General features: G+C 64.6%; 19 protein-coding genes and 1 riboswitch. Of the genes, 10 read left to right on the top strand and 9 right to left on the bottom strand.

The annotated features are described in order from the left end of the window. Window positions 1–21: 21 nt before the first annotated feature. From ABD151_RS21905 to ABD151_RS00065, 6 genes are all read right to left on the bottom strand, one after another. Window positions 22–405 carry a cold-shock protein gene (locus tag ABD151_RS21905; protein WP_415630061.1) on the bottom strand — a complete coding sequence of 128 codons (384 nt, stop codon included), beginning with the start codon at window positions 403–405 and terminating at the stop codon, window positions 22–24. A gap of 285 nt (window positions 406–690) precedes the next feature. Further along, window positions 691–2625 (bottom strand): DUF262 domain-containing protein, encoded by a 1935-nt coding sequence (locus ABD151_RS00085; RefSeq protein ID WP_343989865.1) that lies wholly within the window; start codon window positions 2623–2625, stop codon window positions 691–693. A gap of 132 nt (window positions 2626–2757) precedes the next feature. Beyond that, entirely contained in the window at window positions 2758–3246 is a 489-nt protein-coding gene (locus ABD151_RS00080; RefSeq protein ID WP_343989862.1) for a hypothetical protein, read from the bottom strand. Window positions 3247–3623: 377 nt separating this feature from the next. Next, window positions 3624–3746: a hypothetical protein gene (locus tag ABD151_RS00075; protein WP_343989859.1), complete on the bottom strand. Its 123-nt coding sequence runs from the start codon at window positions 3744–3746 to the stop codon at window positions 3624–3626. 232 nt (window positions 3747–3978) lie between these two features. Beyond that, window positions 3979–5775, bottom strand: a complete 1797-nt coding sequence (locus ABD151_RS00070) for a hypothetical protein (protein ID WP_343989856.1) — start codon at window positions 5773–5775, stop codon at window positions 3979–3981. A gap of 314 nt (window positions 5776–6089) precedes the next feature. Next, window positions 6090–6632, bottom strand: a complete 543-nt coding sequence (locus tag ABD151_RS00065) for a hypothetical protein (protein ID WP_343989853.1) — start codon at window positions 6630–6632, stop codon at window positions 6090–6092. A 315-nt stretch (window positions 6633–6947) separates the two neighbouring features. On the opposite strand from ABD151_RS00065, the gene ABD151_RS21900 reads away from it, so the two are divergent. Further along, complete coding sequence (locus ABD151_RS21900) at window positions 6948–7145, top strand: integrase core domain-containing protein (protein WP_415630145.1); 198 nt, start codon at window positions 6948–6950, stop codon at window positions 7143–7145. 150 nt (window positions 7146–7295) lie between these two features. Here ABD151_RS21900 and ABD151_RS00060 read toward each other — a convergent pair whose 3' ends face one another. Next, the gene (locus ABD151_RS00060) at window positions 7296–8447 is read right to left on the bottom strand and encodes a hypothetical protein (protein WP_343989850.1); all 1152 of its coding nucleotides are present in this window, start codon (window positions 8445–8447) and stop codon (window positions 7296–7298) included. A 154-nt stretch (window positions 8448–8601) separates the two neighbouring features. Here ABD151_RS00060 and ABD151_RS00055 point away from each other — a divergent pair, with 154 nt between their 5' ends. From ABD151_RS00055 to ABD151_RS00045, 3 genes are all read left to right on the top strand, one after another. Then, window positions 8602–9687: a hypothetical protein gene (locus ABD151_RS00055; protein WP_343989847.1), complete on the top strand. Its 1086-nt coding sequence runs from the start codon at window positions 8602–8604 to the stop codon at window positions 9685–9687. Window position 9688: 1 nt separating this feature from the next. Beyond that, on the top strand, window positions 9689–10495 hold the full coding sequence (locus tag ABD151_RS00050; protein WP_343989844.1) for a hypothetical protein: 807 nt from the start codon (window positions 9689–9691) through the stop codon (window positions 10493–10495). 556 nt (window positions 10496–11051) lie between these two features. Further along, a complete protein-coding gene (locus ABD151_RS00045) occupies window positions 11052–11930 on the top strand; it encodes a GIY-YIG nuclease family protein (RefSeq protein ID WP_343989842.1) in 879 nt (292 codons plus the stop codon). Window positions 11931–12125: 195 nt separating this feature from the next. Here the strand turns inward: ABD151_RS00045 and ABD151_RS00040 are convergent, their stop codons facing one another. Further along, complete coding sequence (locus ABD151_RS00040) at window positions 12126–12647, bottom strand: hypothetical protein (RefSeq protein WP_343989840.1); 522 nt, start codon at window positions 12645–12647, stop codon at window positions 12126–12128. A gap of 865 nt (window positions 12648–13512) precedes the next feature. Here ABD151_RS00040 and ABD151_RS00035 point away from each other — a divergent pair. The 5 genes from ABD151_RS00035 (at window position 13513) to ABD151_RS00015 (ending at window position 18856) form a co-directional block, all read left to right on the top strand. Beyond that, window positions 13513–14097 carry a hypothetical protein gene (locus ABD151_RS00035; RefSeq protein WP_343989837.1) on the top strand — a complete coding sequence of 195 codons (585 nt, stop codon included), beginning with the start codon at window positions 13513–13515 and terminating at the stop codon, window positions 14095–14097. Between the two features lie 21 nt (window positions 14098–14118). Then, window positions 14119–14353: riboswitch (cobalamin riboswitch) on the top strand. Window positions 14354–14488: 135 nt separating this feature from the next. Continuing rightward, entirely contained in the window at window positions 14489–15487 is a 999-nt protein-coding gene (locus ABD151_RS00030; protein ID WP_343989834.1) for a ribonucleotide-diphosphate reductase subunit beta, read from the top strand. Beyond that, a complete protein-coding gene (locus ABD151_RS00025) occupies window positions 15487–17196 on the top strand; it encodes a ribonucleotide reductase N-terminal alpha domain-containing protein (RefSeq protein ID WP_343989831.1) in 1710 nt (569 codons plus the stop codon). Before ABD151_RS00030 ends, ABD151_RS00025 begins: the two co-directional genes overlap by 1 nt. A 270-nt stretch (window positions 17197–17466) precedes the next feature. Continuing rightward, window positions 17467–18303, top strand: coding sequence for a hypothetical protein (locus tag ABD151_RS00020; protein WP_343989828.1), 837 nt, complete (start codon window positions 17467–17469; stop codon window positions 18301–18303). Continuing rightward, a complete protein-coding gene (locus tag ABD151_RS00015) occupies window positions 18290–18856 on the top strand; it encodes an RNA polymerase sigma factor (protein ID WP_343989825.1) in 567 nt (188 codons plus the stop codon). The genes ABD151_RS00020 and ABD151_RS00015 overlap by 14 nt, the downstream gene beginning before the upstream one ends. A gap of 45 nt (window positions 18857–18901) precedes the next feature. On the opposite strand, the gene ABD151_RS00010 is transcribed toward ABD151_RS00015, so the two are convergent. Further along, window positions 18902–20104 carry a low temperature requirement protein A gene (locus ABD151_RS00010; RefSeq protein WP_343989821.1) on the bottom strand — a complete coding sequence of 401 codons (1203 nt, stop codon included), beginning with the start codon at window positions 20102–20104 and terminating at the stop codon, window positions 18902–18904. 484 nt (window positions 20105–20588) lie between these two features. Here ABD151_RS00010 and ABD151_RS00005 point away from each other — a divergent pair. Then, on the top strand, window positions 20589–21581 hold a 993-nt coding region (locus ABD151_RS00005), incomplete at its 3' end, for a thioester domain-containing protein (protein WP_343989818.1).

The raw sequence follows: 21581 nt of genomic DNA, 5'->3' as shown, positions 1-21581 counted from the left end.
GATGTGCACTGCCCGCGGCTGTCATGCGAGTTGGAGTGTCACAACCATCGGCCCGCGCGGGCCCGCCTGGTATTCGAACACCACCCGCTGACCCTCATAAAGGGCACCAAGATGAGGAATTGCTGAGGAATGAACAAACACCTCCGTACCCCCGGTCTGTGTGATGAAGCCGAATCCTTGGCTTGAGTCGAACCACTTCACGACCCCCTGTCCATGGTTACCGCCTGCGCCAGTAGGGCTATGTGGGACGTTGCTCGACGATCCCGTGCCGCCCGTCCATGCTGAGACGTCGGCTCCGACATGGAGGTTGAGATAGAACAGCCCGTCACTCACCTGGCTCAGGGTGTGGTTTAGCTCCTCCAGTTGGTTAGCGACGTCCTGCAAGGCGTCCACGATGTCGTTCACTTTGGTCTCCTAACGAGCGTGATTTGCGAAACAGGAGCGAACGCCTGATCGAGCACGAGCGCTCCGAGGGAGTGCGGGCGGGTCTGCAGCCAACAAGGTCACGGTATGCCTACGGTCCGACAGAAATGCCACCTCAGGATTGAGCGCCGAGTCTGCGAAGGAGGACGCCTCAGCATCGTCCGGACGGGGATTCGCTGCGCCTGGCTCGTAGTTGATGGGTCTGCCCAGAATCGGTCCAGGTGTGCTCGGGCCGCCGTCACTACCTCGGGATGTGGGGTTCCGCAGTTAGTTGACGTCGATTTCGGTGTCGATGTCTAAGGCGACCGGTGCGGCAGCAGGACCGGTCGCGGGCCACACGGTGAGCGCCCATTCCCTGAGCGAGCTCAGTCGATCACGGATCGACGCCGGGGTCCAGGTAGGCGAGTTGGCGATCTCCCGCTCGCTGAGCAGCGCTGCGCGGTAATAGCAGGGAGGCGACACCTGATCCGGAACTCCCCGCTTGTCGACGAACTCCTTGCGACCGTAGGAAGAGTTGTCCATCGTCAAGACTAGATTCCCGAGGCTATCCGTAAGATTCGCCCGCTCAGTAGCGTCCGCGAATGTGGTCAACCAGTCGCTGCTCGCAGCCGGGTTCTGCGGAAGGATGTGCTCGGTGGTCTTCTGGAAGGCCTGAATAAACGTCGTGAAAGGGTCAAGGACTCCGGCGGACTTGCCACGCGAGAGCTCGTACTCGTACAGCACGTACTTGTGTGAGCTTCTTACGTACCAATTAACCGTCGGCTCGAAGTTGCTTCGCACCAGGTCATCAGGTGCGTACTCCCAGGTCAGCTTCTTGATTTCCCCGACTGCTTGATCCGGAGTAATCACGCCGCGGAACAGCCTGTTTGCCGCGCCAGCCAGGGCGGCTTGACCCGCTCCCGCCCGACGACCGCAGATGGCGAACACCCTCGCCGAGAACACCTCGCAGGACTGGACAATCGCGGCGTAGGACTCACCGTCGTTGGGGCGCGCGAGTCTGCTGGCGAAGAGCACCGGCAGGAACTGAGCCACGACTCCGCTTCTCACGAGTGCGTGAGAGTGACGCCGAACTTCGCCGACGACAGCAGCGTCTGATGACCATATGTCGTACTTCGCGTTTGGATCCTCAAGGTCAGCTAGGTACTCCGAACACTGCCATAGGCTGTCCACGTAGTCCGTCACATGGTCGAAAAGGTCCTGCCAGAGGACGTCGGTGTTGGTCGGTGGCGTGGCGCCGACTGTCTCAAGTCGCTGTGAGCTGGGCACGTACTTGGCTCGCGGAAACTTCTTCTTGACCGCCTCCACTCCGGTCCAACTGCGACGGTCGGCGTTCTGGGTAGCTAGCCAATGCGCGCGTAGGAGACGATCCTCGCTGTCGGCTGGAAGTTCGGCGAGGTTGGTGAAGATTCCCGACCAGCGTTCGTTCACGCGATCAGCGAGCTTCGGGCCGCGAGAGTCCGTGAGCTGTGATGCCAGGTACAACAGGTAGTTCTTGGTCTTCTCGAACGTCGTGAGGGAGCGACCGCGATCGTTGAGGGTCTCGAAGATGACGCCGACCTCCGCGGTCGAACCTACTTCGTAGACGAGAAGTTTCAACCCAGAGGTGATTCGTCTACGCAGGTCGAGGAGGCGGCGCGCCGACAAAGCCGGGTCGGCGGGGTCCAACAGGGAGTCGATCTGCCGTTCGAAGTACGCGGCGGCGTTCAGTAGGCGTTGTTCGGCGGCCAGCCGCTTCTTGGGGGCAGGCATGTCGCCGATTACGTGGTCGCGCCAGAAGCTTGCGAGGTCTGCGCCGAGCTGCAGGCGAGGCTCCGTGACGCCGCCAAGATTGATCTGTATCAGACGCCGGATCTGTCGCTTGGCTTCGTCGACGCCTTCGCCCAGGTCGGGGTCACCTAGCTGGTCCAAGGCCTCTAGCCTGGTTAGAAGGCTGCCCAGCAAGATCGAGATAGTGGTAAGCCGCTGCTGGCCGTCAACAACCTCGTGTTCCCAAAGGGACTCGCCAGCCGAAGTCACCTTCTGCACACCAGTGCGGCGAAGGACCAGCGTTCCTGCGTAGTGCTCTCCAGAACCGAGCAGGTCGAGGTCGCCCCAAAGATCGCTGAGCTGCTTGTCGCTCCACGCATACGGCCGCTGGTAGTCGGCAATCGTAAACGATTTTTCATCCATGACCTTGGTGAGCGACTCGTGCTCCTTTGGCATGGGCCCTCCTCGGATTGGTGGATCTGCACGTTCCTCGTCAGCCTACGATCTTCCCTTGGCCGGTGGGGCAGATCGCGTTGGACGGCTAGGAATCGCAGGTCGTTCTGCTCAATTGGGACACTCAGTCATTACCTACGTCGGCGCCACTGCGGTGGCATCCGGAGCTTCATGGCTATCGGCGCCCTGGGTGACGGCGGGTGTCAGCGCTTCGGGCGCCGGAGATTTCTTGGTCTGGACGTACTTGATGATGGGGACCGCGGCGGCTGCGGTGAGTCCGAGGACGATCCACATGCCCTTGCCAGACCCTGAACTTTTCACAGCGGCGTCCGCGCCGGTGACGACCGCGGACGCCGCAGCAGTGGACAGCACGCCGTCTGGGTTCGCCTTGATGCTGGCCTCCAGCGCGTCGCGGATGTCGTCACTCCATGAGAGCCAGGACCAGGAACGGTGGGCGTATCCGCCGTACCCGTTGTCCTTGTCGACCCACGTCGCGAACGGCGCTCCGAGTTCGGTCGGACGCCATGCGCCAGGGCCACCCTCAATGAACCCGTGATCGTTTAGCAGCAAGTTCATCGCGGCGCCGCCGCGAGCGAAGAACGCCCCGAGTTGTGTCGCGCTCATTCCCATGGCTCATCTTTCTTTTCGGTCGAGGTGGTTGAATCTACGGGTGCCCGGTGTCACCTTCAACGACGGCCGTCGTCAAGTCGTTCGGCCACGAGCCACGATCACTCCAGGAGCCCGGAAACGGATCGGCAAGCCGGTCGCCGCACAAGCTGAAAGGATCTCGAAAGCTCACCACTGTCTTCCAGCGTTGCGGATCGTCTTGAGAGCTCAATGGAGCCGGCCCGCCTAGTTCGGGAGCGCCTGGAAGTGTCCACGCAGTTGGGAGTTTGAAGGGAGCTTTATCGGAGATCCTGATTGATGGGCTCGGCCAAGTGATCCCTGCCGCCGGCACCCAGAAGCAGAAGCAGATGACGGACGGCAGGGATCGCAGCGAGTCAATCCTCTGCTGACGTGGTCAACTCCATCATCTGTCGCGAGTATGTCTCGCTGTCGATTTCGCCGTCCTTGTACTGGCGCATCAGTTCGTCGATCTGCGCCTTGAGTGAATCTCTGTTCATCTAACCCTTCTCTCTTCTGCACGAGACTCCTTGAAGTCTCCTGTCATTGCCTCGCCCTAGGTCTGCCACCGGTGCTCTCCATCGGGGACTGCTCCAAGGGGCAACTTGCCCGTTAACATCTGCGTCGCCTTGGCGTGAAGTCGAGCGCATAGCACCAATTGTTTGACTCGGCCACGTGGGCCTTCGCGCAGCTTCGCCGCCGTCCAAGCGAAGCGGGCTCGCCCGCGACGGTTCAAGCCTCGAAGTCGTCATGGGTGAGGACTTTCGACAATTCGATCAGCCCGTCTGGGAGGACCCAGTAGTGAAGCCGCCTAGCGGAGGGGGCGTTCACTTGGAGACTGGCTCGCCATGCGATTGCACCGTCGTCGCGAGTTCGCACGGGGGCGTCACCCCCTGGCCCGGTGCGGAGGCGATGGACCTCCCGGCCCTGGAGTTTATGGGCAAGGCCGGTCACGATTTCGAAGACGACGTCGGCGACCTTCTCCACTTTGATCCCCTCAAGCTTTACGAGCGAGTCAAGGAACCCGGGGCCGAGGACGTAGTCGCCCAGCCGCCGAGTGTGCTGCTCACTGGGCAACGTACGAGTGGCCCACTGGGTCAGCACCAGGTAGCGGAACCCCTGCTCACGGTCGGCGAACTGCGGGCTTTCGGAGGCGACCGGTGCCCTCCTCGTTGCCCCGGCCTTCCGTAGGCGTGAGCGGGCCGCCTTCAGGTCGTGCTCGGCACGGTTGGTATTGCGCTCGGCTTGGTCCAGCAGGTAGCGAAGCTGTTCGCGCTCGTCGGAAGACGCCGCTAGTTGGCTGCGCAGCTGCTCGGCGTCGCGTTTGAGGATGGCGACCTCCGCCGACAGTCCGTCGATCTTTAGGAGGAGGGCTCGTGTCGAGCCTGAATCCTGCGATCCAGGACTCTGCGGGATGGTTGCCGGGGTGCCCGCCGTCCTGTTCCGGTCGAGCAGGGCGGGGGTGGGCGAGGGGGAGGCGAACATGGAAGCCGGCGGGGGTGCCTCGGACAACGGTTCAGGAGCACGGGCTGGCGGTGGTGGAGGACCAAGCGGCTGCGGCGTTGCGTACTCAGTGTTTGCGTCTTCTTCGACGAGCCAGGGTGGGCCGCCGTCGAGAAGGGGAGGCGCGGGAACGACTGGTTCGTCGTCGTCGACGTCAATGAGAATCAGAGCCCACGACGGCCCCGCTGCGGCGACTCGAGCGGGGATCACTTCGCCGGGTGTCATGAGGGACTTGAGGTCGTCGGCCGGGTTGCTCGTGACGTCCGCGCGGAGAATGGTTACCAGTGTGGCTGGGGCGGAGGTCTCGGGATACAGCATTAGTTCGGCGCGGCCGCTGCGGACCTTCGCGACCCGTGCAAGCACGACGTCGCCGACGCTGTAGTGGGCGAGCGCGACGGTCTCGCTCCGAAGCGATCTACGGAGGTCGAGACGGTTGGTGTCCGGGTCGTACATGCCCGTTACCGGCTGGGAGGGGGCGACGATGCGGTGGATTGGGACGTCTTCGACGGTGAGTTCTTCGGCGATGGAAGCTGGGAATCGGCCGCCGATGTCGACGAGTGCTCGACCCGCGACGGTCATCTTCACGATTCCGGTGGCCTCCCGTAGGCGTGCGGGGGGTATGGATTCAAGAAGTCCGCCGGCCGCCGCCATTCTGAATAGATCGGAGATCAGATGTTGGGTGGCGCGTTGTCCGTCGTCGTGGTTGAAGGCGAACCGGAGCGGTGACTTCGCTAAGTCGGACGCCCATGTGTGACCGACCGGGTATACGCGCCCAGCGCCGCCGTACACCTGCGTTCCCTCGGCCATCCGGTTGGAGAACTCCCAGGTGAAGGGCCCGGTATGCATGCAGTACACATCGGCGAGGGTCCCCGCTTCGCGGGCGATCTGTTCGACATCGATCCAGGGGGCGGTTCGACCTGCGGGGATTGTGACGACGACGACTGGACGCCTCCGGGTACTTCCGTTGAGGAGGTCCGCGAGTGCAGAAGCTGCTCGCTCGTCGTCGATGGTCTGGATGCGGGACACGATGTCACTGTAGGGAGGAAGCCAGACACAAATCGGCAGATTGAACGACCGGGCTTAGGCGGATGCCTAGGCCTCCAAGTGTGGGCGCTCGGGAGATCAATGAGCGCGAGTGGACTTCGTCCCCACTCAGTCGTGAGACATCCGATGTTTCGTTCCTGGCTGGGGCGCAGGACGCCGCGGTACGCGACAGGCGGACGTGAGGTGTGGGCCGATCGTCATGCTCTCCGGCCGGGCACAGCCTGCGCGCACCCCGGGCGCGGGAGAGTTAGTCGGCGGCCGAGGTTCGAGTTGAGGGTGTCGGAGATCTGGGACGACTATCGTCTCTTGCCTCCCTCAAAGCTGCCGGGAACACGGCGATCCATCGCGTCTCGCCGGTCGTGGTGGGTGATCTGCCCGCCGCCGCTGCACTCGGTCACGCCGGCGCGCGTCTGCTTGGTGTGGGGTTCCGCGGTCCAGTCACCTGCTGTCAGCGTGACGGTCACGTTCTGCAAACACACTGGGCACCTCCGGGTTCGAGTGGGCGCTGGTTTCTTCGTTTCGTCACCGCGCTTGCCCGTGCTGGAACCTTTGTACTTGCACTTGATGCACTTGCCAAGCTCGTCGTCGAAGGAAAGCACCGACTTCTGCGTCTTACAGATCGGGCAAACCTTCGTCCGGACGGAGGCAGTGAATTTAACCTTGGCTTTCGGCCGCTTGCCATAGCCCTGTGCGCAGCGAGGCCTTTCTAGCACAGCTGTCCGGGTCACCTGAGCGTGCAGATACGCCTCGCACGAGGCATGGAGGGAGAGGTACTTCTCGGCGGCGGCAAGTTCATCAGCGGTCAGTGATCCGTCCCGAGTGTCCACAAGCTCCCGCATCCGACGGAGCTTCCGCCGGTGAGCGGGTTGTAAGCGATAGCCATCTTCCATCTCGAAGGTCCTCTTCAGTCAGGCCGTCCAATGGTGGTACGGCTATAGAAGCACAGGGTCCTGAAACAAGGAGCAGGTTGCGGAGACCTGCGTACCGAACCGGTCGTCGACGCTCTCGAAATTGCCAGGATGCGTCGCATGCCGTCGGCACCGTGGTGCATTCGGACCGCGGTACCCAGTACACGTCGTGGCTGTTCGGGCATCGGCCCCGCCAAGCGGGCCGATGGGATCGATGGGCAAGGTCGCCTGCGCGTCTGACAACGCCTGATCGAGTCGTCCAACGGGTCCCTGCAGATCGAGGTCCTGGACCGGAGAACGTGGGCCACAAGGTCGGAGTTGGAGACGGCGATTTTCGAATGGATAGAAGCCTGGTACAACCCCACCCGGCGGCACTCAGCGCTCGGCCACCGCAGCCTGATCGAGTTCGAAGCTCTTCACAGCGCCGCCACAACCGCGGCATGACCACCCAACCAAAACCGTTCGGGAAACCGGTTGCGGGTCATGGCTACCAGGGGAACGCGCCTGTGCCATCTGCAAAGGAGTTGGACGACGACGTTGTGGCCCCGGATCTGCGCCTGCGCGGAGGGGCATCCGGGGCCACAGTTGCGCCTGCTACTTGGTGACCTTCAGCTTGAGGGTCTTGGAGGTGGGGAGGTACTTCTTGGTGTCGTTGGGAGTGAAGGTGACCTTGATGGAGTGGCGGCCCGGCTTCAAGGTGCGGGGCAAGGTGTAGGTGATCTTCTTCCCAGCGTGGGCGGAGACGGTCTTCAAGGTCTTGCCGTTGTCGGCGATTACGACCTTGCCGGCCGGGTTGCCAGCCGCTGTCGCCTTCACCGTGACCTTGGGGGCCGCGGCCCGCGCCTTGACCGTCGACTTCGACAGCGCTGCGGAGAGCTTGGTCTGGACCTTCGGCGCGGACGGCGAGGTCGCGGTGCCGGTGTTGGATGACGCTACCGGATGGGAGAATGTGACGGGTTCGTCGAGAAGTTCGCCGGGTGCGGAGTCGGTGAAGTAGAGGTCGGTGTCTGCTTGCGATAGTCCGATCCACCAGACGTCGACGTGGACACGGACCGACGCCGGGTTTCCGATGCAGGAGCGAGGGAATTTGACGTTCGTGCTGCCGTTGACGCCGAGGCTCTGCGAGGTGGTGATGTTGATGCACGTCGGGCTCGACGTGCCGTCGGGGTACTCGCGCACGACGCCGGAGATGCCTTCTGCGCTATCCCACAAGACGGTGTAATCGGTGACGGAGTCGTTGTTGGTGTCGAGGGCGATCAGCTGTTGGGTCCAGCTGGTCGCGTCGAGGTAGGTGAAGCGGGAGGCGATCTGCAGATCACGGGTCCCGTGGTCGATGTAGATGTTGCGCAGATCGATGTCGAAGTCGCCGTAGGTGATGGTGCCGTCGTCGGTCAGCCGAATGGCGTCGTAGGCGGCGTCGCCGACGTTGGTGGTGTCGGCGATCGCGGGCGCGACGGTGAGGGCGAGGCTGAGACAGCCAGCGGCGATTGCGGCGAAGCGGTGTGTGTTCAAGGTGTTCCCCGATGAGTTTGCCCGAGAGAGGCCAAGTGCAGGGCTGTTCGCAGTAGTTGAGCAGCCGGTCGGTGACGCTAGTCCGCGCATCCGACACAAATGCGGGCCAAGCTGGCGCCATGACTGGTCCGGAGAAGAGGACTGGCTCATCCTCAGCTGCGTGGATTGCTCTTCGGTGGCCTCGAACCCAGCAGCGAGCTCCGGGCCACTCGTCAACGCGTCCACGTTCGCCACTGGTGCGGACTCGAACTTACGGTGTCGGCTCTACGCCCCACGGGCTGCCCCCAAGGCCGTGTCTGCCGAGGCTCTGACCGAACCTCACGCCATAGCCTAGGTTCTTCATCGGGGTCAGGTAGCGGGCCGAGGCCCACAGCGCGAGGAGCAGGACGTGGCACTGGAGATGGGCCTGTGGCGGGCCGATGGCGATAAGTTGAGCCGGATTACGCCGAGCGCGGTCGGTCTGGAGTCGCAGTTGGAGACCTACATCGAGTCCGACCCGACCCTTCTGGGTCAGCCACTGCTGATCGTCGGCCGCCAGGTGCCGACGGCACACGGCGGGTTCGTGGACCTTCTTGCGATGGACGGCGAAGGGGTGGTTCACGTCCTTGAACTGAAGCGCGACAAGACACCGCGAGACGTGGTCGCCCAGGCGCTCGATTACGGCTCGTGGGTCTCGACGCTGAGTCGCTCCGACATCGTCGGTATTTTCGAGAAGTACCGGCCGGGACTTGCCTTCGAAGAGGCATTCGCCGAAACGTTCGGGGAGGCGCCTCCCGAAGACCTCAATGAGGCCCAGGTGCTCACGATCGTCGCAGCAAGCGTCGACTCCGCGACCGAGCGCATCGTCCGGTTCCTCAATGAGACCTTCGAGGTCCCCGTCAACGTGGTCTTCTTCCGCCACTTCGAAGACAAAGGCACCTCCTACCTTGCCCGCACTTGGCTGGTCGACAACGAGACCCCGGTCGAGAGCAAGGCAGCCTCGCGCACCAAGAAGTCGAAGGAACCTTGGAACGGCCAAGACTGGTACGTGTCCTTCGGTGAGTTCCCAGACGGCCGCCAATGGTCCGACGCGATGAAGTACGGCTTCGTCTCGGCGGGCGGAGACAAGTGGTTCTCGCGGACCCTTAAGAACCTTCCCGTTGGCGCACGGGTCTTCGCCTGCATCCCGAAGGTTGGCTACGTCGGCGTCGGCACCGTCCTCGCCGAAGCACGACGCTTCGACGGCACGACGGTCGAGGTAGACGGTGTCGAGCAGCAGCTCGCGGACCTCCCGCTTGTCGGCAACTACGCCCGCCAGGGCGACGAGTCGGACGACGTTGCCGAGTGGGCCGTTGCGATCGAGTGGAACTACGTCGTGCCGCGTGAACAGGGTTTCTGGAAGACAGGCATGTTCGCCAACCAGAACAGCGCCGCACGCCTGCGAAACGCCTTCACCATCGAGCAGGTGACCGCAGCGTTCGGGATCGAGGACTGACATGGCGCTCGCCATGTGCCCGCTGTGCACCGACGAAGACGACGTTGACTTGGTCGAGCGGCTTCCCGATGGCCGAAAACGCGTGGTTTGCCGCCGCTGCGACTACAGCTGGGAGCACGGCGAGCCCGGGGTGGCAGCCAACGAGAAAGTGGCCTCGGCGGCCTTGCTTCACCAGCGCTTCCCGAAGCCGGAGGATGTCGAGTCCGACGTCCGCGAGCGTGCAGAGATGCTGAAGGCGGAGTTCCTCGCCGACGTGCGTAGGCATCCGGATCCGAAGGTCGCACCGTACTGGGCAAAGTACCAGGAGATCTTCGACGCAGACGGCCTACCGCATGCCGATCCGACGGAGCTGAAGGCGTTCGCCAACGACCCGACCGGCGTCTACTCGGGCATCATGACCGAGTTCAACAAGGCATGGAACGCGAACCCCGAGCAAGGCGCCAGTGACGTCAGACAGGTGATTGAGTATCTTCTCCGTGGTACCGAGCCGTCGTTGGAGAACCGCCTCACGGATCTGATCCGGGGCAGGTTCTCCTTCTCGATGCCAGGCTTCAAGGAAGCGTTGCTCTCGAAGGTCCTCTCGGTCGTCTATCCGGAGCGCTTCCTCACGATCGTCACCTACGACCAAAAGGCCATCATGGCCAAGGCCGTCTACGGTCTCGCCCTCCCGAAGCCAGACAGCGTCAACTGGACCATTGGTCGCCTCATCGTCTGGAGCAACGACCTGCTCACTGAGCTGACCGGTGACGGGTTCGTGGACCGGCCGCACGCGGGGGAGTTCCTATGGTGGGCGAAGGACCAGCCGTGAGGGCTCCAAGACCAGGATGGCGCGATGCCGGGTGTGCCGAGACAAGGTCGGCTGGCGTGTGATAACGGGGCGAATCCGCCCCACGCGGCGTGCTGGAACTCCTTCAATACTGGCTGCGACTCCTTGACTGCCGGTTCGGGGAGCTGGTTCACACCGACTGGTAAGGCAAAGATCAAGCATCGGTGGCGTCTGATCATCAAACGTTGACGAGTTCCTCGGCGCTGGCAGGTTCAGGTGAAGGTGTTGCCCGAACTATGATGCCTTGGCAGTGCGCAGGCGACGTCAATGTGGGTGCCCGGGATAGCCCTGTTCAAGGGAGCAACGCGTCGAGAAAAGATGGCGTGAACGTCAGCAGTTCACGTTGGTGACGGGCTTCCCTGCGACTTCGCAGGTCTCAACCCTGCAGTCCTCGTCGGTGTCCTTGTCAGTGGCGTCGCTGCGTCGGCTCGACCAGCTCCGCGGATCACGGTCGGTGCGCCTCGCAGGGATTCTCCAAGCCTCGCGGTCGGTCGGGGGATCGCCGTATTTCTGTCGGCGTTCTGCGATATGAAGAGGCATGCGCTTCACCCTGGACGGCGAGTCCTTCCAACTAACGCCCGAACTGGTTCGTGCGCGGCTCACCGGCAACGTGCCGGAGGCCGTCCGCGAGTACTGGATCGAGATCGACGGCACGCATTGGCCTGTCAAGCAGGTCATCTCGTTGGCGACCGGCGTTTCCGATCGGCGGCGCTTTCAGTCGCGGGACGCTCGTCGTTGGCTCCAGAGCCTCGGCTTCACGATTGGCGGTGGCGGCAGCCCTGGCGTCGGTGCCTCCCGACAGCCCGCGCGAGAGGTGTTGAAGCTGTCCAGTGGGATCGAACCGCTCACACGTCCCTGCCACGACGGCACCGGTGGACATGGCGGTGCGGCTGTGACTTCGCAACTTCAAGATGGAGCGAAGGCCAGATCGCTCAGAGACATCATCACGAGCGGTGGCACCGATCTCCGCGTTCCCGGCATATACAGCTGGTGGGTCGATGAGGCTGGCGCAAGCGATCTCACCTTGGGCCTAGGCCATCCGATCGAGACCGGGCTCGTCTATGCCGGTCTGGCTGGTGCGACCCGATCGGGAGGCACCACGTCGTCGAACACCTTGTGGGGGCGGATCGCCACGATGCACCTGGGCAAGAGGCATCAGTTCTCCACGCTCCGGCGCAGCCTCGGCTCGATCCTTGCCGAGGCCCGCGCGGAGCCGACGATTGACGAGGAACAGCTGACCAGGTGGATGCACACGCACCTCCGGGTGATCCCGGTACCCGTCGCTGACGTCGACACGCTCGATCGCCTGGAATCCGAGATCCTGACCGAGCTTGATCCTCCGCTCAACCTCGCCAAGGTCCCGAAGACGCCGTTGCGAGGTGCGCTGACTTTGCTCAGGAAGAAGTACTCGAGTTAGGCCGCCAGAGTCGGGGGAAGCCGATGGCGATGCGAAGGGGACTGCTGCACGGATAGGTGGCAGTGATTGGTCACGCACTTGTGTGGCTGGCCTGGTGATGATTGTCTCGAACTCGACCGGGGTCAACCAGCCTAGCCACGGTGATGCTCACACCAGTCGCTTGGCAGCGCAGCGGCAATGGAGATTGTCGACGACCTAGCCAACGTCGTATCCCATGCCTGGGCAAAAGACGGTGCGGGCGTAGTCATTGAATGCCTCCGCATCGCTCGCCGGGGCGCCGCTGGCGATATCTTCGGCCACCGAGTCTTCCCAAGTCATGAGTCCCGACTCGATGGGGTCGCACACCACGAGCACGATAATGTCCGCGTACGACTCGTCCGCGGGCCCGTACCCATACCTGTTTGCAACGGCTGCGAGATTCGTCGCCAACGACGAGGTGTCGATGTCCGGCTCCTTCACCTCGGCTGGTGTCTCCTCTGGCTCCTCCGACGGTTCACTCGCAAACGTCGGTGTCGGTGTCGGTGTCGGCGAGGGGCTTGCCGGAGGAGCAGGTAGCGACACGGTCGAGTTGTCGGTAGATGAAGCAGAGGCGTCGTCGTTGTCGTCGAACGCCAGAACCAGAACTACCAGAGCAACGAATACTGCGAGGGCAACCCCCAAGTAGAAGTGGTCGGAGCGCTGTTTGGGCGATTCTTCTGCATTGCTGTTCTCAGGCATGCGCGAAGACTACTTATCTCGCGCTGTGGCGGGGTGATGGATTTCGAATCCCAGGTCCTGGACCCGGCTCGGCGGTTCGGGCGGGGAGTCCAGCCACGGCAGCCGCGCACCTGGTCACTGGGAGCAACCAACTGATGCTGTCTTTCGCCCTCGGCCCGACCTGTCCAAGGCACCGTCTCTGTTCGTCAGCGGCGATGGCTCGGTTGCCCGTGGCCCCAGGTCTCTTTGACCGAGCTAGTGGGAGATTGCCACTGTGGACTCACCTCCGTCGAGCGCGACAGACGCCCAGTGGTGAGGCAGCGCGTGCGAGCCGTTGGCATCACCAAAGCCCACGCGAGCGTCCCGGTCCGCATTGATGAACTCGGCCGAACCTCGAGCAGCTCTTCGCGCAATCACGACTACATCAATGAGGGTCTGCTGCATCTCTCAGGGGAGTTGCTCCGAAACTCGGTGCCCAGGACTGAATCTGAAAGGGATCGCTCCAGGTAGCTCTTGTCGGATCAGGAACCTAAGCCTTGCAGATCGTTCGCGAGGCGTCGTCGCTGAGCGGGCCAGCAGAAACCCAGCACTATCCCCTCAGAAACGGCGCCAGTTGGGGCGAGAAAGCCCGAGAACTCGCGGTAGTCTCATGGGAGTCGTTGTCCTAGGTTCGGGCATCGTCCCAGGTCAGAGCTCGTTTGAGGCTGTAGGTCCGAGATTCGCCGAGATGGCGGGTCGCCGGTTCCTGCTTCAGGGGGTCAGGGGTTCGAGTCCCCTCACCTCCACCAGTACAGAAGGCGGTCCTCCTCAAGGAGGGCCGCCTTCTGGCGTTTCTGGGTTGTGCGAACGGCAGTCGGGGCCGCCGTTCGCGCCCTAGCCTGACGCCATGGCGATCATGCGTACTCGACGGCGACTCGGCGGTCACAGGATTTCGGCCGCTCTGGTGTCGATGGCGCTGCTTGCGGCGGGGTGCGGAGACGACGCCGAGGGTCAGGCGGCTGACGATCCCGGAAACAGCATCGTGGTGATGCGGGCTGATGGGTCTGAGGTCGAGTTCACCAGCATGACCACGCAATGCGTCCCGAGCGTGTACGACGAGTCGGTCGAGGTCGTGCATGCGGAGAGCGAGGCTGGGGGCCTTCGATTGATGATCGAGGTTCTGCCCGAGGACGTCGAGGGCGGGTGGACGTTCGACCTTCCCGCCGACTCGGGCTCGGACGACGAGGGCCCGAAGGGCGTGGTGGTGTTTGTCGGCGGCCCGGACGTCGAGGCTTCGAGCGACGTGGAGCTGGCGACCGGCACCGTGGAGGTCGTCGGCGCCTCGTGCGACCCGGTGCGTCTCGAGGTCGCGATCGATGCGACGTTGGGCTCCGAGTACGGCGGCGACGACGCGCCCATCAGGGGACACGTGGTCTCGGTCGCCTCGCCCACGGACCAGGGATCTGTTGGATCAAACACAACATCTAGGTAGTTACATTCGCGTAGTTCCCGTATATGGTGGTCATGCAGCTGGTTCGGCGCCTCAATCCAGAGCCGCCGTCGCAAGAGGGAACCCGGTGAGATTCCGGGACTGCCCCGCAGCGGTAAGTGGGAACGACCTCCGTCTCCTGGATCGACAGGAAGCACTGAGACCACCAACGGTCTTGGGAAGCGATGGACAGTAGGACCGGAACGAACCTGTTCCAACGCCCATGAGTCCGAAGACCTGCCAGTGCCCACCTCACCGTGGGGTCCGCGACTTCGAGGGAAAGTCAGGGGATCCAGAAGCACTCCTGCGTCGGCACTCTCCAGCGCTCGGTGGCACTCGGCTCCTCTTCCTTCCGCGGAAGCACAGACAGTTGATTCGCGGACGAAGGGCCACCATGATCGACACCGACGGACTTCCGATCCGGACAGCCAAGTCGGCCTATGTCTTCGACTACCCGATGGCCGAGGATCTGGCCAAGAAGCAACGGAGCATCTTCTGGACCGCGGAGGAGATCCCGGTCGAGAACGACAAGCAGGACTTCCTCGTCAACATGACGCCGGCCGAGCAGGCGGCGGTCAAGACCACCCTCAAGCTCTTCACGATCTACGAGCTGATCCTCGGCGGCGAGGTGTGGGGGGACAGGATCTTCCATGCGTTCCCGCGCCCGGAGGTGCAGATGATGGCGAACGCCTTCTCGTTCGCCGAGCTCAACATGCACGCGCCGTTCTACGCCAAGCTCAACAAGGCGCTGATGATCGACACCGAGGAGTTCTACGAGTCGTACAAGAACGATCCGGTGCTGGCTGAGCGCATCCAGTTCGTCTGGGATGCGATCGCCGACGAGGATCTGCTCTTTGCGCTGAGCGTCTTCACGCTCATGGAGAACTGTGTCCTCTACTCCAACTTCGCCTTCCTCAAGCACTTCCAGTCCGGCGGCAAGAACCTGCTGCAGAACGTGATCAGCGGGATCAACTTCTCGGCCCGGGACGAGAACCTGCACGCGACCGGGGGAGCCTGGCTCTTCAACACGACCATGGACGAGTACGCGGGCACCGTGCCCGCCGAGCAGTTCGCCGCTGAGCGTGACGCCTTGTTCGCTCGGGTCCGGGAAGTGGCTGGGCACCTGTACCGCCACGAGGTCCGGATCGTCGAGATGCTCTTCGCCCACGGTGAGATCGCCGGCATCGACCAGGGCGACCTGGTCACGTTCGTGCAGTCGCGAGTCGACCTGACGCTCGCGAACATGCGGATGGAGCCGCTCTTCGAGGTGACGGCGAACCCCGTCGCCGAATGGTTCTACAGCGGCATCAACGGGACGCAGTTCCACGACTTCTTCCAAGTCACCGGCAACGAATACAACCGCACCATCGGCGAGACGGAGTTCGAGTTCTGATGAGCAGCAACTGGGAGACCCTTTCCGCGGAGCGCAAGGGGCTCCAGGCCGCCGGCACGGTGCCACCGTTCATGACCACTGCCGGCTACGCGATGTTCAAGGCGAAGTACGTCGTCGCCGACCAGTCGGTCCGCGATCGCTACGTCACCATCGCCCAGACGGCCGGCGCCGTCGCCGACGAGCTCTATCCACGCGCGGACGGCACCTCGTGGACCGACGCCTTCTTCGACGCGATCTGGCGCGGGTGGCTGTCGCCGTCGACGCCGGTGCTGGCCAACCTGGGCACCGACCGTGGCCTTCCGGTCTCCTGCGAGGGTTCCTACATCGAGGACTCGGTATGGGGCTTCTACGACACGCTCAAGGAAGCAGCGATCCTGTCGCAGCACGGATTCGGCACCTCCGCGTACCTCGGCGACATCCGTCCGCGCGGCGCGACGTTCAGCGACAACGGCAAGGCCAATGGCGTCGTTCCGGTCTTCTGCAACTTCGTCGAGATGACCAACCAGATCTCCCAAGGAGCAACCCGTCGCGGATCGTGGGCCGGCTACCTTCCGGCCGACCACCCCGACTTCTACGAGCTCGCCGACCTGATCTTCCGCGAGCCCGCGAACAAGAACATCGGGTGGATCTTCACCCAGGCCTTCATCGACCGGATGCTGGCCGGCGACAAGGACGCGCTGGAGCGCTACCAGCGGGTGCTGAAGATCCGGGTCGTGCTGGGCAAGGGCTACATCTGGAAGGTCGACACCGTGAACGCGGCGCAGACCGAGTCCTATCGGGCCAACGGGTTGGCGAACAAGGCCTCCAACCTCTGTTCGGAGATCACCCTGTTCAGCGACGAGGAGCACTCCTACACCTGCGTCCTCTCCTCGCTCAACCTCTCGACCTACGACGAGTGGTCGGGGACCGACACCGCCTATGTGGCAACGGTCTTCCTGGACGCGGTCGCCGAGGTCTTCCTCCGCAAGGCGCGCACGATCCGCGGTCTGGAGCGAGCGGTGCGGTACACCGAGAAGGCCCGCAGCCTCGGGCTCGGCGTCCTCGGCTACCACGACTACCTGCAGAAGCGGCGGGTCGCGTTCGAGTCCGCGGAGGCCGCGGTGCTCAACAAGGAGATCTTCGCATCGATCAGCGAGCAGGCGGACGCCGCGTCACGGTGGATGGGGGAACAGGCCGGTGTGCCCGAGTGGTGTGTCGGGCGGCGCAACTCGCACCTGATGGCGATCGCGCCGACGATGAGCACCGCCGTGATCGTCGGCGGCACCAGCCAGGGCATCGAGCCCTACGTGGCGAACGTGTGGAACCAGACCACCTCAGCGGGCGAGATGCCTCGCGCCAACCAGAACCTGGTCGCGCTCATGAAGGAACGTGGTGTCTACGACCAGCAGCACATCGACGACATCGTCGACCATGCCGGTTCGGTGGCTCACGTCGACTGGCTCGACGCCCACGAGAAGGACGTCTTCAAGACCGGGTACGAGATCGATCAGGAGATCCTGCTCGCTCGCGCCTCCGAGCGACAGGTCTACATCGACCAGTCGCAATCCCTGAATCTCTTCTTTCAGGCCGACGCTTCCCCGCAGTACATCAGCAAGATTCACAAGCTGGCGCTGCTCGATCCGCAGATCAAGAGCCTGTACTACCTGCGTTCGCGCGCAGGCGTGCAGGCCAGCAAGCAGAGCCAGACCACTCCACGAAAGGTGAACTGACATGTCCGACACTGCGACCTCCACCTCCGCGATCGATGACCTGGTCTGGGATGACTGGACCCCGGCCCAGATCTGCTCCATCGAGAACGGCACCGACTGCGCAGCCTGCGAGGGCTGACACCTGACAGAGTTGGGCGCGAGGCCGGGCAATCGGCCTCGCGCCCAACTCCGCGTAGGACCACCCGTGGCGGCGTCACCGGGCCATGGGAATGCGAAGGTGTAACGCCTCGACAGGTAGGGGTGAGAACCCTGCTGTCCTGAGGAGGACCGGTGCAACCCAAGAACACAGACGACGAGGTCGGCCGGCTGGTGCGCGAAGCTGCTCGGCCCGTCGAGGAGCCGACCGCGCCTGCCGTCGAGCGGGTGTGGGAGCGGATCGCCGCGTCGATGCAGGAGACGCCCTCGCGGCGTCGTCGTCCGGTCCGTGCGCTGCTCGGTGCGGGCGTCGCCGTGCTCGCGCTGGGCGCCGGAGGCGTCGCGGCAGCGGACATCTGGAGTGCCCATACCGGCAGGCCGGTGACCGACCCGGAGGTCAAGGAGCTCAGCGGTCCGGGAGAGCACATCGACCCGATGGCACCTGACTACGACGCGGTGTACGACGAGCTGACCGCCGACATCGGCTTCCCCGACGCCGAGAGTCGTTCGGTCTCTCGCGAGATCGAGCTGGAGATCCACGACCGTGACGTCGCCGACGCCCGCCGCTCCGGCGACGTCATCGGGGAGGTCAGCGGCGGCATCCGCGCGCAGGCGGCCCGGGATGCCATCTGCTCCTGGGGCAACACGTGGGCGGCCGCGACCACCTCCGGCGACGATGCCGCTCGCCGGGCAGCGATCTCCGCCCTGCAGGACGCTCGCTCCTGGCCCGCGGTCACCGCGATCGACCCCGAGCAGAGCTACGGTCGCAGCGAGACGTGGAAGGACCCGGCCACGGGTCATTCAGGCAGCTACTACCCGGACGAGACAGAGTTCGCCTACCTGCCGCGGGTCGTCGCGGCGGCGAGCGGGCGCGACCTGGCCGTGATGGACTCCCTGCTCAAGGACTGTTGGCGGGAGCTGGTTCCGGCTCTGGCCCGAGCCTCATCGCCGACGGGCGATGGGCAGCGCTGAGGTGGGTCCGCGGGTCAGCGCGGGGGAGTTCGAGGAGCTCTATCGCGCAACGAGCCACGACCTCTTCGCCTACGTGCGACGGCGCTGCCAGGGCGACCCGGAGAACCTCGTCGCCGAGACCTACGCCGTGGCGTGGCGGCGTCGCGCCGATCTGCCGGCGCCGATGCTCCGCAGAGCCTGGTTGTTCGGAGTCGCCCGCACCCTGGTCGCAGCGGACGCCCGGCTTCGCGCCCAGGAGGGCGCCGCGCACCTGAACGCTGCGACGGTGCCGACGCCCCCAGCCGCGGACGAGGGGGAGTCGGAGGCGATCGCGCTCGTGCGGAGCGCGATGGCCGATCTGGCGACCCATCATCGCGAGGTGATCGAGCTGGTGGAGTGGGAGCGCCTCACCATCGCGGAGCTCTCCGTTGCACTGGGGGTGCGGCCAGGAACAGCCCGGGTCCGTCTGCATCGTGCCCGGCAGGCGCTCGCCCGAGACCCGCGGCTGCGGAGGTTGCTCGCCGAGGGGCCAGTGCCGACGCGCAGGTCCGCTGAGCGGGTTCCCACGGACTAGCCCGGGCGCTCGGATCGCGGGCTGGCCGAGCCTTCGCGGGTGGCGTCAGTCCGCAGCCGACTCCGGCAGCGAGGCGCGCCCGGCGGGGCTGCGCCAGACGAGGAAGGCGACAACGGCGGCCATCACGAGTGCGGTCAGGGTGATCGGGATCGGGATCAGCGGGTCGAGGAGGACCAGCAGCGCCGCCACGGGCAGCACGGTGTTGACCAGGCGATCCGCACAGGGACGGATCGCGATCCACCAGACGCCGAGCAGGAAGACCGCGATCGGGACGGTGACGGTGAAGGAGGCGGTGGTCTCGCTGAGCTCGCTGTGGCCGGTGAGGACGTCGATCTCGACCTCGATGCCGGCCGAGAACGCACCGGCGGCGGCGAAGACGAAGTAGTGCACGTAGCCGTAGCGCAGCGACTCGCGCAAGGTGCCGATGGCGTGGTGGTGCGGGGGCCAGAAGTAGATCCACCACAGCGCAGCGGTGACCACCAGCGCCAGGACGGCGATCGCGATCAGCGGCGCGAGGTCTTCGTGCGCGTGCACCGCCTCCAGCACGGCGTTGGCCGAGGCGAGCAGGCTCTCGCCGAGCAGGATCAGGGTGAACAGGCTGTACCGCTCGGTGATGTGGTGCGGATGCCAGGGGGTGGTGCCGCCGCGTTCGGCGATCACCGGCACCGCGAGCTCGGCCGCGATCAGGAAGACGATCGCGATCCCTGCGGTGGTGCCGGAGAGCGGGATGTAGGCGATCCACAGGACCTGGACGATGGTGATGCCCACCGCGTAGGTCTGGGCGGTGCGTCGGTGGTCGCCGCCGGAGCGGGAGGCGCGTAGCCATTGGGTGACCATGGCGATGCGCATCACCACGTAGGCGGCGATCATCAGCCGGAAGTCGTCGTCGACGAAGGCCGGTTCGACGCCGGCAGCGAGCACCAGGACGCCGCCCATCTGGACGATGGTGACGACGCGGTAGAGCCAGTCGTCGGTGTCGAAGGAGGTGGCGAACCAGGTGAAGTTCATCCAGGCCCACCAGATCGCGAAGAAGACCATGGCGTAGTGCAGCAGGCCGTCGAGGATGTGGCCCTCGGTCATCGCGTGGTGCAGCTGGACGGCGGCGATGCTGACCGCGACCACGAAGACCAGGTCGAAGAAGAGCTCCAACGAGCTCGCCACCCGGGCCGGCTCGTTCGGGTCCCGCGGACGCATCGGCGTCAGCCGCCACCGCGAGCCCTGCTGCCCATCAAGATCGGTGCTGCTCATGAAGAGGCCCCCCAACGAAGCAAAGTCAATCGTTCCCCCGAACGCTGACGCCCCCTCTGGCGTCAGCAGCAGGCTAACCGTCCCGCCCGCCGTAGAGAATCCTCGGCGCCGATCGAGCGTCGCATTAACCCCCCGAGCGGGGGTCACAGCGGTGGAGCCCGGCTCGACCCCGATCAGACAGCGCTGACCCTTCTTGACCCCCTTCTGGGGGACATTTCCGCGAGGTCTTGTCATGTCGCCGTCACTGTCGGCGGCGAGGGTCGTCAAACCACCGCAGGGATGACCAGATCCCGGCCGTCGTCCACGCAACGGAAGGAAAGACTCCATGAGTAGGTTCCGCATGGTAGGTAGTGGCCCCGTTTGGCGCCGCCGGAACGGTGCCCCAACACGTTCCGGCCACCTCGGGAAGCCGGATCCCCTGTCCGTGGGCCGGCGGTGGCTGGCGCTCGTCATCACGACGGTCCTCGCGCTCCTGGTGCCGTCGATGGTGACTGTCGCTCACGCCGACGTGGACGCCGGGGAGACCGTCTGGATCGGTGCCATGACCCAGGGCCACTCGGGGTCCAGCATGCATGCGGTCTACAGCCCCGTCCCGGCCGACACCGCCAACCCCGGTGTCCCGGACTACTGGGCCTACTGCATCGAGCACGACGTGTCGGCGAAGACCAACACCACCGCTGTCACTCGCCTCGCCTCCTCGCTCTTCGGTGCGGACTACCTCGACGATCCGGGCAGCAACTACTACGGCACGGACCCGACCGTTGCCGGCAAGGTGAGGTGGATCATCTCGAACAGCTACCCCGCACTCAGCCTGGCGGACTTCGCGGCCGCAGCCGGCGTGCCGGGCCTGTCGCAGGACGACGCCGTCGAGGCGGTCCAGTACGCCATCTGGCGCTACACCGACCTGACCTTCGACGCGAACTGGAACTGGGCCGGCTCCGACTCGGAGGCCAACGCCGAGGCCGCCTACTGGTACCTGATCGGCAAGATCAACCAGGGCAACACCATGTCGGCCGACGACATCGCGTCGGTCACGGCGTCGGTGACCGCCCCCGCTGGTGCCCAGCAGGCCGGCACCCTGGTGGGCCCCTTCACGGTGCACACCAACCAGCCCACGGCCAGCGTCACGGTCGCACCGGGCGTCACGGTCACCGACTCGACCGGCGCGGCGATCAACGCTGCGGCCGTGGTCGACGGCCAGGAGATCTACCTCGACCTGCGGGCCTCGACGTCGGCCGGCTCTGCCACCGTCACGGTGAGCGCGCAGGGTGCTGGCGGCACCGGGATGGTCATTGCGGTGCCGACCGTCAGCGGTGGCACGCCCACGGCGGCCAACCACCGGCAGACGATGATCCTGGTCGCGCCCAGCAACGCCACGACCACCGGAACTGCGGCGGTCAACTGGAGCGCCGCTCCGTCGCCGTCGATCGGTACGACGTTGGTTGACGATTCGGATCAGGACCACGTGTTGGCGTGG

The sequence above is a fragment of the Nocardioides dubius genome (assembly GCF_039528155.1).
Taxonomy (GTDB): Bacteria; Actinomycetota; Actinomycetes; order Propionibacteriales; family Nocardioidaceae; genus Nocardioides; species Nocardioides dubius.
This window is presented reverse-complemented; position numbering and strand designations above follow the sequence as displayed.